We start from the raw sequence: 14,654 nt of genomic DNA, 5'->3' as shown, positions 1-14,654 counted from the left end.
CTTTTCAAAATATGATCGTCCATAAATCAAAGCTACATCTTTTTATTCTTTTGAAAAACCATCCGTTTTTCAAACTTTTCCTCTTTTCACCCCGAGGCAGAGCCTCGAGGAATTCTTTAGATTAAAAGTAAATGTTATTGGTGAGCAGTTTTTAAAAGACTGTCCTTATTATCAATTTACGCGTGTTGGTGAAGAGGAAGCTCATAAGGCTGGTTTTAAAACCATCCGGGTTCCGAATGTCTATGACTTTCAATATATGGAAAAGGAATATAAAAATGAAGTTCCCCGTTCTGCTTTCAATACGGAAGTGATTTACGGAAATAACCATGGTAAGAACAGTCTGGATAAGACTTACCTTAAAAAAGCTTTGGAAACCGGAAATCTTGAAATTCTGGATCTGCATTGTGTTGAAAATATTAAGCTTAATGATGATAAAACCTATACTTTAAATGTTCAGCAAACCGACACTTCCGGAGTTGTCGTTTCTGATAAGATATTCAACTGTAAAAAACTGATCCTTGCAGCCGGAACCATGGGAACTTTGAAACTTTTGCTACAGTCTCATGCCGTCACTAACCTTCCGATTCACGAACAAATTGGAAAAAACTGGGGCAATAATGGCAATTTTATGACGGGCAGAAACTGGGTAAAACCTTTGTCAGGAGGAACTGGGGCCAAGCAGTCTACGATTCCTGTGGGAGGAATTGATAACTGGGACGACAAGGAACATCCTTTTTTCACAGAGATCGCTCCCCTCCCGATGGGAATGGATGTGGCGACGGCTCTATATCTGCTGATCAATAGAGTGGATAAAAAAGGAGAAGTTTCTTATGATGTGAACACCAAAAAACTGAATTTAGACTGGGATCAGAGTAATACGGCTAAAATGAGGGAGAATGCTGACTATTTTATAAAAAAGATGAATCGGGCCAATGGCGGGACGAGAAGCCATTTTTTATTTAATAATGGTTTCGGGGCAGATGTCTGCTATCATCCGCTGGGTGGCTGTGTACTGGGTAAAGCGACCAATGCATATGGAAAGGTAAACGATCACGAGAATCTGTATGTTTTAGATGGCTCTTTAATTCCGGGAACGATTGGTGTTAATCCCTTTGTAACGATTACCGCCATTGCAGAATACTGTATTGAAAATCTGATCAGGCAGAATGAATTTGCTTAAAATCATAGCATGGATTGCACCTCATCTAAGTAGTTTCTTATATCGTCTTCATGCCTCTGAGGATATTCAAAATTAAGTTTCTCTGCTAAAACAGTTCCAAGTTCATGCACCAGATCTGCAGAGGCATGTAAAGCACGCCAGTTATCCTCAATATTACTTCCTGAGAACGTAGCTTCTACCTGCGTCCAGAGTTCTGCAGACAGGTATTTTTTGAAAAGACGGCCATGTTTATTGGTGGTGATATTTTTCCAGTCGTGAAAACTGGCAATATACCATTCGATCAGAGGGACGAGATAATCTGTCCGTATCACATTTTCAGACATGAATTTAGCATAAAACAGATCTTCACGATTAAGGCATTTGGCCACATAGGTCGTATCCCACCAGAAATCGTTCATCAATTGCTGAAACTGCTGTTCAGTCGGTTGTTGAATCATGATCGACTGATACGTTGGCGGCTTTACATCTTTAGTCAAATGATCTTTATCAACCAAAACCTTATAACCAACATCCCAATCGTCGGGAAGTGTTTCTTCCTGAACCTCTTTTACAAATTCTGATTTTTGATAAAGCTTAAAATCAACTTTCACATGATCGGTGTACAAGACCATTTTCATGGTGTGCTTTCCATCAAAATAAGTATCATCTTCTTCTACCATAGAAACAGGCTCTCCAAAAAGAGATATCCATGTCTTATCAGTCTGGTACTCCTTCTGGTTTTCAAAGACCAGCTCTATATCAAGGTCACTGAAATCATCTACAGGTGCGTAAGGATTCACCAGCGAACTGGTAAGCAGTACAACGCGAATGTCAGAATTCTTTTCTGCCCAACTGATGATCTGTTTCAGCTTTTCCTCCCGCGCTTTCATTGTTTAATAAGATTCTGAAATTTTCACCCGGTAGACATCCAGAGAATTTCTTTTGATAGACTCCACGAAGAATCCGCCTTCTTCGGGAATCACTTCTTGCAGATTAAAACTTTTACAGTCTCTGGGCAATCCGGAAAACACTAAGGTAAACCAGAAATCCCGCATAAACGGGACGGGTGTCCAATTGGGGTAAATCGTAATATTCTCAGCATGAATAAGCTTACTTTTATGTTCAGACTGATTGTCAATAAGATAGGTAGAATTCCATATCCTGATCAGATTTCCTAAAAATGGCGATGCCGGAAAACAGCAGTGTACAATGACCTGCTTCTCCTCTTCAATTTTGGTCTGAAGAGATTCCAGGAGTTCTTTGGCGATAATGGGTTTTACGAGTATTTCTTCCACCTTTTATATAATGTCAATAGTCAATCGTGAATAGTCAATTTTTTAGAATTTATAATTGACTATTCACCATTCACTTTTTTAATATTCTAATTCTAATTTGTCTTTGGTATAGTTTCTTACTTTTTCAGTGAGCTCCGGATTGTGAGCTAGTTTTTGTCCATAAGAAGGCACCATTTCCAACAATTTGTCTTTCCACTCTCCCTGTAGTTTTTCAGGGAAACATTTTTCAAGCACATTCAGCATGGCATACACTGCTGTGGATGCTCCCGGAGAAGCGCCTAGCAATGAAGCAATGGTTCCACTTTTATTCACTACCACTTCGGTTCCGAATTCCAGTTTTCCCCCGTCTTTTTCATCTTTCTTGATAATCTGTACTCTCTGTCCGGCTACTTTCAGTTCCCAGTCCTCTTCATTGGCATCTTTGATGAATTCTCTCAGGTGCTGCATTCTCTGGGATTTCGTCATCGCTACCTGCTGAATAAGGTATTTAGTGAGAGGCAGGTTGTGCCACCATGCTCCAAATAATGATCTTAAATTTTTAGTATTAACGCTTTCAGGCAGATCCAAATAGCTTCCTTCTTTCAGAAATTTCGTGGAAAATCCAGCAAAAGGTCCGAAAAGAAGAGCTTTTTTACCGTCAATAATTCTAAGGTCCAGGTGGGGCACAGACATTGGTGGAGCATCTACCGTAGCCTGAGTATATACTTTGGCGTGATGTTTTTCAACCAGTTCCTGAGTATGACTTACCAGCCACTGCCCGGAAACAGGGAAGCCTCCGTACCCTTCACTTTCTTTAATATCTGAACTGTCCAACAGAGGAAGCGCATAACCACCGGCACCGATAAATACAAAATCAGCAACGACTTCCTGTTTGTGATTGTGGATTCTGTCTTTTACTTTCATCTCCCACTTTCCGTCTTCTCTCAGATCAACATCTTTTACTTCGTGGTATAGGAATACCTCAACATTAGAATCTTCCAGCAGGTGTCTTCCCATTTTTCTGGTTAACGTTCCAAAGTTGACATCGGTACCCATATCCATTTTGGTAGCCGCCATCACTTCAGACTGATTTCTTTTGCTCATCACCAAAGGAAGCCATTCTCTAAGCTGTTCATGATCTGCAGAATATTCCATACCCGAGAACAGAACGGATTCTGACATCTTTTCATGACGTTTCCTAAGATATTCAGCATCTTTTTCACCAAATACAAGACTCATATGCGGACATGAATTGATAAATTCTTTAGGATCCTGAACATATCCTTTGGTCACCAGATAAGCCCAAAATTGTTTTGACATCTCAAACTGCTCTGCAATACTTTCTGCTTTAGTGATCTCAACCGTTCCATCCGGTTTTTCAGGAGTATAATTAAGTTCACAAAAAGCTGAATGCCCCGTTCCTGCATTGTTCCATGCTGCAGTACTTTCCTTCGCAAACCTGCCAAGCCTTTCGAATATGGCAATTTCAAGATTGGGATCAAATTCGTGAAGCAGTGTTGCTAAAGTGGCGCTCATGATTCCGCCGCCTATCAGTACAACGTCATATTTTGGTTTCGGTGTTCTGCTTGTAAGCGAGTGTGGCATAATTCTAAATTTTACATCAAATTTCGTGAAAAGTTTTATAAGTAAGGTCTCGTTTAACGATTTTAACACGTTAATTTTTATGATGAAAGCAGTTTCGGAACAGGCAAAAAAATTCTATGGATACTGTCGATCCTTTCCTATCGAAAGAAGTGATCGAAAGATAAGATTTCTTCTTCATAAAAGAATCTATTGATTGCCTTGAAATAAAAAACTTAAGCCCCGAAAGACTTAAGTTTCTATTTTTATAATCATTAAACAAGGCTTAATAAGCTAAATGCTTAGATTCTTCTTTAATTTAATTTTGCAGTCAGTTTTTTAAATTGCTTTTCTGCATTTTTGCCTTCATAAAGGATTGCGTAGACCGTATCTATGATGGGCAGTTTAAGATTTTTCTGTTTAGCTGTTTTATAGATGGAATCTGCTGCATAATACCCTTCTGCTACCATGTTCATCGACTGGATCGCTGATTTTACGGTATATCCTTTTCCAATAAGATTTCCTAAACTGCGGTTTCTTGAGAAAAGTGAGTATGCTGTTACCAGAAGGTCACCCAGATAAGCACTTTCATTAACGTCTCTTGGGGCTTCGTATATGGCTTCCAGGAAGATTTCCATCTCACGGATCGCATTGGAAACGAAAACAGCAGTGAAGTTATCTCCATACCCCAATCCGCTTGCTATTCCGGCCCCGATGGCAAAAATATTTTTAAGGATCGCGCTGTACTCATTTCCTAAGATATCCTTACTGGAATGTACTTTGATAAAATCTGAACTGAAAATTCCGGTCAGCTTATCTGCTGTTTCGTCCTCTACTGCTGCAACGGTAAGGTAAGAAAGTCTTTCCATCGCTACTTCTTCTGCATGACATGGTCCTGCAATAACGGCCTGGTTTCTGAAACCAATTTTGAATTCATCCCTTAAATAATGCGCTACCACATCATTTACTTTAGGAATAATTCCTTTAATCGCGGAAACAAAGATCTTGTCACCATATTCACAGGTCATTTTATCCATCATATCCGAAAGATAAATGGAGGGCGTTGCCAGTACGATGACATCGCAGGCACTCACCAGCTCATTAATATCTGTTGTAAGTTTCAGATTTTTAAGATTAAAATTAACTGCCGTAAGGTAAGACGGGTTGTGTCCGCGAAGCTCAATAGCTCCTTTTACGAATTCACTTCTTACACACCAGTGTACCACTTTACAGTTTTCAACAAGCATTTTTACGATAGCAGTTGCAAAACTTCCACTGCCTACTACCCCTACAGAAACTTCATTTTTAATCTTTTTCGGATGTGAAGATTCTGAAATTATTTTCTTTTTAGCCATAATTGAAATGTGAACTGCAAATATATTAAAACAAAGACGGAACAGGGACTTTAGGGCTATGATAAAAGCTAGTTTCTGAAAAAATTAACACATCAACACAATTAAATATCTAATTAGACGTTAAATACAGAAAAAACTAAGTTTTCTTTAAAAATATCTTCCAAAGAGTATTTTTAATTAAATTTGCATGCTTAAACCGTTTTGTAATATACTAAGAGAAGAAATATGAAGAAATTTCTAAACAGCAAGAAGAATGTGAATATTCTCCTCGGAGGACTTTTGCTGGTAGTTTTTGCACAGGCCATCTTTATCGCCAAGTTATTTTCTAAAAAGGATGACAAGATGTATGAAGTGAACCTCGTTAAAATAAACACTGAAAAAGACAGTGTAGATTATTTAAAAATGAAAACAGATCTTACTATGGTAGATCAGACTGTGGCTGAGCTTAATTCATTTCTGAAATCCAAAAACATCAGTGATCAAAAGCTGATGATCCTCAGTAAGGACAGTATCTCAAATTCTGTATATCTGGCCAAACAAGCCAACCGCTACAGCCAGTATCTGATGAATCTTCAAAAAAAGCTGATGGAAGTTCCACTTGGAATGCCTACCGACGGATACATTTCCTCTAATTTCGGCATCAGAAAAAATCCAATTCCTTTTAAAACCGTATTTGCTTCTGTGAAATCAAGTGCAACAGAATCTAAACCTGTGGCTGCTACAGCTCCTAAACCGGAAGTAAAAGTGGAACCTGTAGAAAAAATCATCGAATTAACAGACAGTTACGGGAATAAAAGAGAAGTAAAAGTAATGGTAACACCTAAAGCAGCACCTTCTGCTCCGGCCCCATCACCTGCTGCTGCTTCAACTAAAGCGGTTGCCGGCAATTCTTCAGCTAAAGCGCCTGTAGAAAAGAACAATCCACCTGCTGAAGCGGACCAGATACAATTCCATAAAGGACTGGACATTGCCGTGGCTTTCGGTTCAGACGTGAGAGCTGCTGCTGCAGGAACAGTTATTTTCTCCGGTCAAAAAGGCGGTTACGGAAACTGTGTCATCGTTTCTCACGGAAACGGATTGGCTACGCTTTACGGTCACTTATCTCAGCTGATTTCTAAAGTCAATGAGAAAGTAAAAGTAGGACAGGTTATCGCTAAATCCGGAAATTCCGGACGTTCAACAGGACCGCATCTACATTACGAAGTCCATAAAAACAACACACCGGTGAATCCGAAACTGTTTATGAATCTATAAAAAAATGGCTGTCTGTTTGACGGCCATTTTTTATTCAACACGGTTCAAAAGATATTCTTTGTCATCTGAAAAAATCTGTGGAAGATTTTATAAAGAAACTCTTAATTTGAATTTTAAACCATCAAGATCCTATTAAGTTTTTAAGAAGATTAAGATGAGCTTCGCTTTAAGATAAGCTGCTTAAAAGTCTATCTGATTTTCTTAACAAAGCTTAATCCCTTCAATACTCTTAATGGTTCAGTTTAAAAATTTGTGTACCCTTAATGATCTGTGGAAGATTGATTCACCCAAAAACTGCCATCATGTGACGGCAGTTTTTTATTAAGTCTATTATTTCAGAATTTTAAGAGTTCCTTTCAGGTGAGTGAATGACCCGTTAGGTTCTGCAATATTAGTATAAATTATATTTTTGTTATAATCCTGAACATGAGTGATGTTGGAACCTAGTTTTGGTTCATGCCAGTATACCATAAAGACATTCTTTGCCACTTCTACAGCGGTGTACTGTACGGTATCTGTATTTCCTTTTACGTTTCCGGAAATTCCTGTGAAAGACATTTCTTTATTGTCCTTGAAATTCAGGAGGAATTTAAACGTTCCGAAATCGGCTTCTACTTTGTTTCCTATGGCCGGATAAGGTGATCTCAGATCCCAGTCGATTTCTCCAAAGAAAACTTTCGCTCCCATTTCCAGTTCATCTTTTCCATGAAGATCAGGATATTTTTTAACCATAAAATCTACAACACCGGAAGATGTTTTGTTTTCAGTTACTGCTTTTTTATAGTTTTCAAGATAGTTTTTAACGAAATCAAGAGATTGAGGAGATAGGGGCAATTTTGCGAAATGAGAAGGAACGACCTGTTGAGGTTGTAATGCTTTCATCGCATTAATCTGTCCGATCCACTGATCAATCGCCTTCATATTCTGAGTATCTGCCATCCAGATATGGGAATCTACAGAAACAGAAATACCGCCGGCCACTGTTTTTAAAGATGGAATCCATACAAAACTGTGAGCAGGATCTTCAGCATTTTGTTTTATCTCAATCTTGTTTCCTTCTAAATCAGGAATTGCATTTGCAGCTTCCGGAATAATGATCTCTGAAGGAGCATCTTCTTTCAGCTGTGGTTTCCATACCGCCATTTTATCATCTTTTGAAGCGGATATCAGGTAAGCAGTCTGAGCTGTTGAAATAATCTTTGCATTGGGAAATGCTTTTTTAATGACATCTAAACCAAAATAAAAGTCAGGGTCGCTGTGGGAAATAAAAACTGTTTTCAGATTTTTTCCCGTTGCCTTAATCTCTTTTACCAATTGTTCTGCATACTGCTTTTGAAATTGGGCATCGATAAGCACCGCGTCTTTATCGCCATAAATAATGGTGGACGTAATAGGAAAAATAGCTTTAGGGCCAGGATTGTAAACTTTAATCTTTAAATTTCCTGCCAGCATTATACTTACAAACCCAAGCAGTGTCAATAGTGATAATAATTTCTTTTTTAACATTGTCTATTTTTTTATGAATTAGTATGCTGCTGTAAAACGCTCACGGATATGGTTGTTCTGTTCCAGTTCGTCTACTAACACGGCTGCTACATCTTCTACAGAAAGACGGCTTCTTCCGTTCTCATCAACAACCGGAGTTTCCAAAGAGGTTCTGTATTTACCTGTTCTTTCTCCTACATTCGCCTGGTTCATTTCAATAGCAGGGCTGAAGAATGTCCAGTCCAGCGTACTGTTTTCTTTGATCTTATTTAAATAATCTCTTGCTGCGGTTGCACCTGGTTTGTAAGCTTCAGGGAAATCCGGAGTATCTACAATCTGTACGTTGTCCGGAGTATAAAGGCTTCCTGCCCCTCCTACTACGATTAATCTTTTTACGCCTGACTTTTCTACTGCTTTTTCAATATTAATGGAACCGTTCAGGAAATCATTGTAAAGATTTGGATTTGTCCAGCCTGCGTTGAATGCACTGATTACTGCATCACTCCCCTTCAAAGCTTCTGCAAGTTCTTCTGTGTTATTTACGTCAACACTTTTTGCTGTTACATTTTCTTGTGATTCTACCTTAGAAGCATCTCTTACCAAAGCTTCTACAGCATATCCTCTTTCTGCTAATTCATTGACTACTTTTTTTCCTACAAAACCGGTTGCACCGATTACTGATACTTTTTTCATAATATTTTATTTTAAAATTAAATTGTAATAAAACTTGTTACATTTATGGTTAAAAAAATTTTATTCGAACTGCTCCGAAAATTCCTTCAGGGATTTATCTCCTAAAAACTGAGTAACCAATTGATCTGTTTCTTCAAATAATGTATTTAAATGATTATTGATTTCTTTACCTACACTACATGCCGGATTAGGATTCTGATTTTTTTTCCCTAAAACTTCGGTATTCTTTACCGCTCTGTAGATCTCTGAAATACTAATCTGATCTACACTCTTAGCAAGCTGGCTTCCACCATCCTTCCCCTGTCTGCTGGCAATAAGACCTGCTTCTCTCAGTACGCTGATCTCCTTACGGACAATCACCGGATTTACGTTGATGCTGCCCGCCATCCATTCAGAAGTGAGCCACTCCTGAGGACTTTTTGCCAATAAGGTCATGATATGTATTGCCGTAGCAAATCTTGTATTGTTCATTGTAATTACAGGGCAAAGATAGACAAATTTTTAAATGTAACAAATTTTATTACAGTTAAATTTTTCTTAAAGGATTAATTTATCCAGATCCAGCAGCAGATAATTGATATTTTGGTTAATTGTTCGTGTTGCCGACTGCATTTGATTAAGCATTGCTGCGCGGTTATGAAGATCATCTGCTCTGTAAAACCCTCCATCACTAAAGATGACAGACTGGTCGGCTTCTATCTTACTGTCATCAAACTGATAATGAAGCCACCTTTCCTTCATATTGCCAATAATAGAATGAGTTTCTTTATTGGAAAATGTCTTCTCCGTATACATATACCAAATGAATGGCGGAAAATTCGGGGACTCCAGCTTTTCTTTCCAGATATCTCTCAGAAGATTTCTGTGGTGGATAAATTCTACCTTTTTTCCTTTCGGATTAAGAGTGGCAAGACCAAAACCGGCTCCTACAACACCCCCACCAATATCAATCGCATTACTCCATCCCCCATCTGAAACAATCCCACCTGCGATAGAAGCGGCTGCTCCTGTCACAATAGAATAGAGGATCATTTTATTATTTCTGGAATCATTAAGGTTATCCACATAATTCCCGATCTGTGCTACCCTTTCGCCTTCACAATCGAATTCTGCAGCCACTGCATCCAGTTCTGTAAGCGCAATGGTGATTTTACTGTTGATTTTACTTTTAAGCTGTAAGACTTTAACCTGAGCGGTTATGGAAGAATCTTTTTTCAGGTCAATGATCTTATGAACTTCATCGAGATTATCCAAAGCATTCAGAATAAGAATACTCTGATCAGAAAATAGTTCCTTCAGCTCTTTATTGGCTGCTAAAATAGAATCAGAATTATATGATGGAACTCTGTTGCTGTAGTTATACTTAAAAGGCGCCTTACAGTAGCTGTCTTTTAAAGTAAGGATATTCTGCCTGATGACCTGGTTCTTTTTGGAAACACAGGAAGTCAACAAGCTAAATATAGCTAAAAGGTAAAAGAGTTTTTTCATTCAGTTTATATTTTTTGCTTTGGGTAATACTGTTGGGTAATCGCAAAGGCGCAAGAGATTTAATGGTTTACTCTTTTAAGGCGCAAGGATTTTATCTCCGATAAAATTTAAATCTGCATATTTTGTATAATGTTTTTTGGCTCCCACATCCATTAAAAAAAACTTTAACAATATTTGTTCTTTGAAATTGACCCACACGAATATAATACAAATAAAAAAATTTACCCGAATCCGGGTAAATTTTTTAAGCTATTTTTAAGCAGGATTATTTGATATCCAATAATTCCACTTCAAAAACAAGCGTAGAATTAGGTCCGATTTCTTTGCTGATCTGCTGATCTCCGTATGCTAAATGCGGAGGAAGGATGAGTCTCCATTTACTTCCAACAGGCATTAACTGAAGGGCTTCTGTCCATCCTTTGATTACCTTGTTTAAAGGGAAAGATGCAGGAGTTCCTCTTTTTACAGAGCTGTCGAATACTTTTCCGGTGATTGTCGTTCCGTGGTAATGGCATTTTACTGTGGATTTAGGACCTGGTTTTGCGCCATCGCCTTCGGTAATGATTTCGTACTGTAAACCGCTTGGCAATTGTACAACACTTTCTCTTTTACCATATTCCATCATATATTCCTTACCGTCGTTAAGGTTCTTTTCTGCCAGTTCTTTTTTCTTTTTAAATAACATATCTGCTACTCCCATTGTTGATATTTTTTACAAAGATAGGGGTTTTGTAGAGAATGGAAGAGGGAAGTCGGAGGATGGGAGTTATGGTGGTGGGTGGTAGGGTACGAGTTTAAGGGGCAATGGATAATGGATAATGGATAAATAAACTACCCCGGTCCTGGGTATTAAAAACCTTTTAAATCATTTGATTATTAGAGGTTTTTATTTTTTAGGATGGTCAAAAAGGTGGCTAAAATAATTTTACTACCTCAATTTTATTCACTTTAAACATCATCAAACTCTTGAATAATATTTTTAGATTCAATAGGATTACCTAAACTAACTAAAGTTTCAATAATAGTTGAAGACTGAATACGATCTTTTGTTTTATAGGCTAAAAGATACAGCAAGGCTTCAGATGTAAGCAAAATGAATCTTTTTATATCTGTATTCCAAGTTATTTCATTCATGAAGCTATCAAAGTTTGATTTAAAAGAATTGCTTACAATGATAAAACCAATTTTTTTATACCCCTCTTTCTGCAATCTAGGACAATAATGATTGATGTATTCTTTGATTGCTCTATCATCAATTCCTAGGCTATAACCATTCGAATATGCTTTTGCATCAACAATAAATGCTGTATTTTCTTCACGATGCCTTAAAATTGCATCTGGATTTCTGCCGCTTCCTTGACCTAAAATTTCTACTTCAAAATCTAATTGCTTAAAAATTTCAGCAACTAATTTTTCGTAAGCACTTCCCTTCAATGAAGATGATTTCTCTGTATCTTGTCCTAATTCTATAAGTTTGGCTACTTTAGGAATTAAATAATCCAATAACTCAAAAGATGCATTCACAGTAATTGTCTTTTCTTTCTCTACTTCAATTTCTATAACAGGTTTTGTTTCTTTTTTAGGGACACTTTCATTGGGTTTATTTGGATTTCCTTTAAAGTTCCAAAACGCATGTTCAGCATCCCAATTTGTTTTTTTTACGCCTGTGTAATCTGAAAGTATATTTTTGATCTCTTCATTTAAATTAAAGAAATATTGATACGCTTTTACTTGTGAGTTTGTTTCTTCCCAAATCTCTAATTCTGTATACGCATTGATTAATGACGTATATAAAATGGGCCATTTTTCAGCATTTTGAATTTGCCAAAAGTAAGATAAGAAATAGGATACAGAACCCGGATTTGGGACTTTACGCTTATCTTTAGCTTTACTGTATATTTCTGTACAATACTTTTCCAGTTTAGTGATTTTTGATAAGGTATCCTCTAAATTAATAGGCTGATTAATACAATTTTTTAATAGATCCGTTAATTGACCAATGTTAACTTCACTATTTTTCACCAACTGATTAAAAAACATTTGTCCTTTTGTAGCTGTAAATCCCCAAAGGTTATTTCGTTTGTTAAAGCTATCAATATTGGTTTTAAACTCATATATATTAATTGAATCTTCTTGGAAATTATTAATAAACTTTTGAAGTTCTATAATTGCTGAACGTCTTGAATCATCAATTTTAATTAGTTCTTTGCCTTTGGTATCTAAAACAGTTTTATTTACTTCGATATAATTATCCCAAATGGTTTGAATTTGTAGTTTTTTATCTATTGGTATCATTTAGTAATTTTCTAAAATATAGTTTGTGAATGAATAGAAGCCAGACTTTTCCAAACAACCTAGAATTTCATCATCTTTTAATCCACCATTTCTTAATCCAATAATAATTTTGCTTAAATCCGCTCTTCTTGTTTTTAAAGAATTGTGATTTAGATTAAAAACCTTTATAGTATTATCTGATTTATCAATACCCTTAGAATTTAGAGTTTCAATTGGATTAATTTCTCCATTTAAAGAATACTGAAAATAATCATTTCCATCATCATTAACTGGATTAAGTATATCATTATATTCAGCTAATGATTTTATATTATTTCCACCATTATCTTTATATTTAGCTCCAAAATCCTCATCATTTACTGCAACAATTAAATTCTTCCAATCAAAGCACAGCCTATTGTCCAATGATCTTTTTACATAATGATCTATATGACAATCTTCATTATCAATATATATTTCAGTATAACCACATAATAAATCTTGTTCCTCTAAAAGAATATATTCTTTAGCTTGTCTTTTTACTTCTCCGTCACAATCTTTCCAATCTGTAGGTCTTTTACTTTTTACAAAATCCGTGAATTCTTGAGAAGGTTGTTGTTTATTTATTTTTTTCATTGGCCCTGTTCAATTCTAAATTTAATAATAAAAAGTCAACATCATCAGCACCAACAATATTTCTCAATTTTTCAAAATCAGATTTAAATTCATCATTAGAAAAATTCTTTTCTTTGATTGATTTATATAAAGATGAAAATAGTTGTGATACATTTTTACTTCGTGTATCATCTAAACCAAAATAATCTATTAATATACGATCAAATTTTTCACCATATGTATTTAATCCTTTATCAATGACCTTTCCTTGTCTAAACAAATAGACTTGAGATGAATTAACATCAGATAGTATACTTGGATTATGTGTTGTAAAAACTGCAAAAGAATTATTAAAATATTGTTTAATAAAGGGAATATATTCGCGTTGCCATTTAGGATGTAAGAAAACATCAGGTTCGTCATATAAGAATAGTTTATTATCAATATCTTCCCATAATACAGCTAAACCACAAGTAACAAGGAATTGACGCTGACCTTCACTTAATCGTTCAGAGTTTATAATATTACCATTATCATCTTTAAGTTCTATAATTACAGATTCCAATAGATCGTTGTAAAATAATGTATCTAGAACCATAAAGGCATAATCGCTTTTTTCAGAATCTTTAAAAAGATCTTTTATATCCAAAATACCGTTATATGTGTAAATTAAAGTTGTTTTGTCGTCATTCTCTTCAACATTAATTGACGTACTATTTAACTTCTCTATAAACTGTTCAACAAATTTAGAATCTATTCCCCATAGGACGTCTTTCTTATAAACAGGGCGATTAGGCTTCTTAAGCTTTATTTTTACTTCAATCTGGTTATAATCAATCGTACCTAGAAGATTATTTAAAAGTTCATTTATTTTAGATGATTTTTCTTTATTAACGATTAAAGACAATAGTATAAAACCAAAATAACTATCCTTTATGTAATAGAATGGACGTTCTTGTGGCAATTTAAAAGGACTTAATGAATATGAATTCCCCTCTTTTATTAGTTCTTTTATATACTTTTCTTCGAAATGCTCACTTAATTTGCTTAAATATTGCGCTTCACCAGCATAGTAAACTCCAATTCTAGAGGGTAAAAAGTTTTGAAATCCTCCAAACTCTTTTTCAATTTGGATAATGGACATTTCATTATTATTAATTCTTATAATAGGTCTAAATGTATTCGTTTTTTGTTTTACAAATACACTTTTTAAATAAATAGAATATTCAATTCCTTCCACAAGAGAAGTAAATTCAAATTCATAACCATCAATAAATTCTGCTGTTTTATCACCTAAAACAAAGTATTTATGTAAGTGACCAAATATGTAAGCGATAACTTCTAATAATGATGATTTACCACTACCATTATCACCAATGATTACAGCAAGGTCAATACTATCATTAAACCCTATTTTAAAATCTTGCAAAAGGTAATAATCAGGAACATGTAAACTTTTTATTTTCATACTTTATA

Annotated in this window: 14 protein-coding genes; 2 read left to right on the top strand and 12 right to left on the bottom strand. The window is 35.7% G+C overall.

Translation table 11 applies throughout. The features are described from left to right. The first annotated feature begins 256 nt into the window (after window positions 1-256). On the top strand, window positions 257-1,180 hold the full coding sequence (locus tag HHL23_RS20405; RefSeq protein ID WP_228464897.1) for a GMC oxidoreductase: 924 nt from the start codon (window positions 257-259) through the stop codon (window positions 1,178-1,180). Window positions 1,181-1,182: 2 nt separating this feature from the next. Here the strand turns inward: HHL23_RS20405 and HHL23_RS20400 are convergent, their stop codons facing one another. The 4 genes from HHL23_RS20400 to HHL23_RS20385 all read right to left on the bottom strand — a co-directional run bounded on the left by HHL23_RS20400 (window position 1,183) and on the right by HHL23_RS20385 (window position 5,369). Continuing rightward, window positions 1,183-2,049 carry an AadS family aminoglycoside 6-adenylyltransferase gene (locus HHL23_RS20400; RefSeq protein WP_169236585.1) on the bottom strand — a complete coding sequence of 289 codons (867 nt, stop codon included), beginning with the start codon at window positions 2,047-2,049 and terminating at the stop codon, window positions 1,183-1,185. A gap of 3 nt (window positions 2,050-2,052) precedes the next feature. Continuing rightward, complete coding sequence (locus tag HHL23_RS20395) at window positions 2,053-2,454, bottom strand: hypothetical protein (protein WP_169236584.1); 402 nt, start codon at window positions 2,452-2,454, stop codon at window positions 2,053-2,055. A 78-nt stretch (window positions 2,455-2,532) separates the two neighbouring features. Next, window positions 2,533-4,038 (bottom strand): malate dehydrogenase (quinone), encoded by a 1,506-nt coding sequence (gene mqo, locus HHL23_RS20390; protein ID WP_169236583.1) that lies wholly within the window; start codon window positions 4,036-4,038, stop codon window positions 2,533-2,535. 290 nt (window positions 4,039-4,328) lie between these two features. After that, window positions 4,329-5,369, bottom strand: coding sequence for an NAD(P)H-dependent glycerol-3-phosphate dehydrogenase (locus HHL23_RS20385; RefSeq protein WP_169236582.1), 1,041 nt, complete (start codon window positions 5,367-5,369; stop codon window positions 4,329-4,331). Between the two features lie 225 nt (window positions 5,370-5,594). Here HHL23_RS20385 and HHL23_RS20380 point away from each other — a divergent pair, with 225 nt between their 5' ends. Next, a complete protein-coding gene (locus HHL23_RS20380; protein ID WP_169236581.1) occupies window positions 5,595-6,623 on the top strand; it encodes a M23 family metallopeptidase in 1,029 nt (342 codons plus the stop codon). A gap of 330 nt (window positions 6,624-6,953) precedes the next feature. On the opposite strand, the gene HHL23_RS20375 is transcribed toward HHL23_RS20380, so the two are convergent. The 8 genes from HHL23_RS20375 to HHL23_RS20340 form a co-directional block, all read right to left on the bottom strand. Continuing rightward, a complete protein-coding gene (locus HHL23_RS20375) occupies window positions 6,954-8,129 on the bottom strand; it encodes an MBL fold metallo-hydrolase (RefSeq protein WP_169236580.1) in 1,176 nt (391 codons plus the stop codon). Between the two features lie 18 nt (window positions 8,130-8,147). Further along, window positions 8,148-8,801, bottom strand: a complete 654-nt coding sequence (locus HHL23_RS20370) for an NAD(P)-dependent oxidoreductase (RefSeq protein WP_169236579.1) — start codon at window positions 8,799-8,801, stop codon at window positions 8,148-8,150. A gap of 60 nt (window positions 8,802-8,861) precedes the next feature. After that, on the bottom strand, window positions 8,862-9,272 hold the full coding sequence (locus HHL23_RS20365; RefSeq protein WP_169236578.1) for an Rrf2 family transcriptional regulator: 411 nt from the start codon (window positions 9,270-9,272) through the stop codon (window positions 8,862-8,864). 66 nt (window positions 9,273-9,338) lie between these two features. Further along, window positions 9,339-10,289 (bottom strand): hypothetical protein, encoded by a 951-nt coding sequence (locus HHL23_RS20360; RefSeq protein WP_169236577.1) that lies wholly within the window; start codon window positions 10,287-10,289, stop codon window positions 9,339-9,341. A 265-nt stretch (window positions 10,290-10,554) separates the two neighbouring features. Next, a complete protein-coding gene (locus HHL23_RS20355) occupies window positions 10,555-10,989 on the bottom strand; it encodes an FKBP-type peptidyl-prolyl cis-trans isomerase (protein WP_169236576.1) in 435 nt (144 codons plus the stop codon). A gap of 248 nt (window positions 10,990-11,237) precedes the next feature. Continuing rightward, window positions 11,238-12,584 carry a restriction endonuclease FokI C-terminal domain-containing protein gene (locus HHL23_RS22375; protein ID WP_185194901.1) on the bottom strand — a complete coding sequence of 449 codons (1,347 nt, stop codon included), beginning with the start codon at window positions 12,582-12,584 and terminating at the stop codon, window positions 11,238-11,240. Continuing rightward, on the bottom strand, window positions 12,585-13,199 hold the full coding sequence (locus tag HHL23_RS20345; protein WP_169236575.1) for a retron system putative HNH endonuclease: 615 nt from the start codon (window positions 13,197-13,199) through the stop codon (window positions 12,585-12,587). Continuing rightward, the gene (locus tag HHL23_RS20340) at window positions 13,183-14,646 is read right to left on the bottom strand and encodes an AAA family ATPase (RefSeq protein ID WP_169236574.1); all 1,464 of its coding nucleotides are present in this window, start codon (window positions 14,644-14,646) and stop codon (window positions 13,183-13,185) included. The genes HHL23_RS20345 and HHL23_RS20340 overlap by 17 nt, the downstream gene beginning before the upstream one ends. Window positions 14,647-14,654 lie beyond the last annotated feature (8 nt).

The sequence above is a fragment of the Chryseobacterium antibioticum genome (genome assembly GCF_012927325.1).
GTDB classification, from domain to species: Bacteria; Bacteroidota; Bacteroidia; order Flavobacteriales; family Weeksellaceae; genus Chryseobacterium; species Chryseobacterium antibioticum.
Note: the sequence above shows the minus strand (reverse complement) of the source record. Positions and strands in the feature narration are given on the sequence as shown.

Excerpts from the sequence above, each read along its gene's own strand:
- HHL23_RS20405 (WP_228464897.1), top strand. The coding sequence starts at position 257 with ATGGAAAAGGAATATAAAAATGAAGTTCCCCGTTCTGCTTTCAATACG.
- HHL23_RS20400 (WP_169236585.1), bottom strand. The coding sequence starts at position 2,049 with ATGAAAGCGCGGGAGGAAAAGCTGAAACAGATCATCAGTTGGGCAGAA.
- mqo (WP_169236583.1), bottom strand. The coding sequence starts at position 4,038 with ATGCCACACTCGCTTACAAGCAGAACACCGAAACCAAAATATGACGTT.
- HHL23_RS20385 (WP_169236582.1), bottom strand. The coding sequence starts at position 5,369 with ATGGCTAAAAAGAAAATAATTTCAGAATCTTCACATCCGAAAAAGATT.
- HHL23_RS20380 (WP_169236581.1), top strand. The coding sequence starts at position 5,595 with ATGAAGAAATTTCTAAACAGCAAGAAGAATGTGAATATTCTCCTCGGA.
- HHL23_RS20375 (WP_169236580.1), bottom strand. The coding sequence starts at position 8,129 with ATGTTAAAAAAGAAATTATTATCACTATTGACACTGCTTGGGTTTGTA.
- HHL23_RS20370 (WP_169236579.1), bottom strand. The coding sequence starts at position 8,801 with ATGAAAAAAGTATCAGTAATCGGTGCAACCGGTTTTGTAGGAAAAAAA.
- HHL23_RS20365 (WP_169236578.1), bottom strand. The coding sequence starts at position 9,272 with ATGAACAATACAAGATTTGCTACGGCAATACATATCATGACCTTATTG.
- HHL23_RS20360 (WP_169236577.1), bottom strand. The coding sequence starts at position 10,289 with ATGAAAAAACTCTTTTACCTTTTAGCTATATTTAGCTTGTTGACTTCC.
- HHL23_RS20355 (WP_169236576.1), bottom strand. The coding sequence starts at position 10,989 with ATGGGAGTAGCAGATATGTTATTTAAAAAGAAAAAAGAACTGGCAGAA.
- HHL23_RS22375 (WP_185194901.1), bottom strand. The coding sequence starts at position 12,584 with ATGATACCAATAGATAAAAAACTACAAATTCAAACCATTTGGGATAAT.
- HHL23_RS20345 (WP_169236575.1), bottom strand. The coding sequence starts at position 13,199 with ATGAAAAAAATAAATAAACAACAACCTTCTCAAGAATTCACGGATTTT.
- HHL23_RS20340 (WP_169236574.1), bottom strand. The coding sequence starts at position 14,646 with ATGAAAATAAAAAGTTTACATGTTCCTGATTATTACCTTTTGCAAGAT.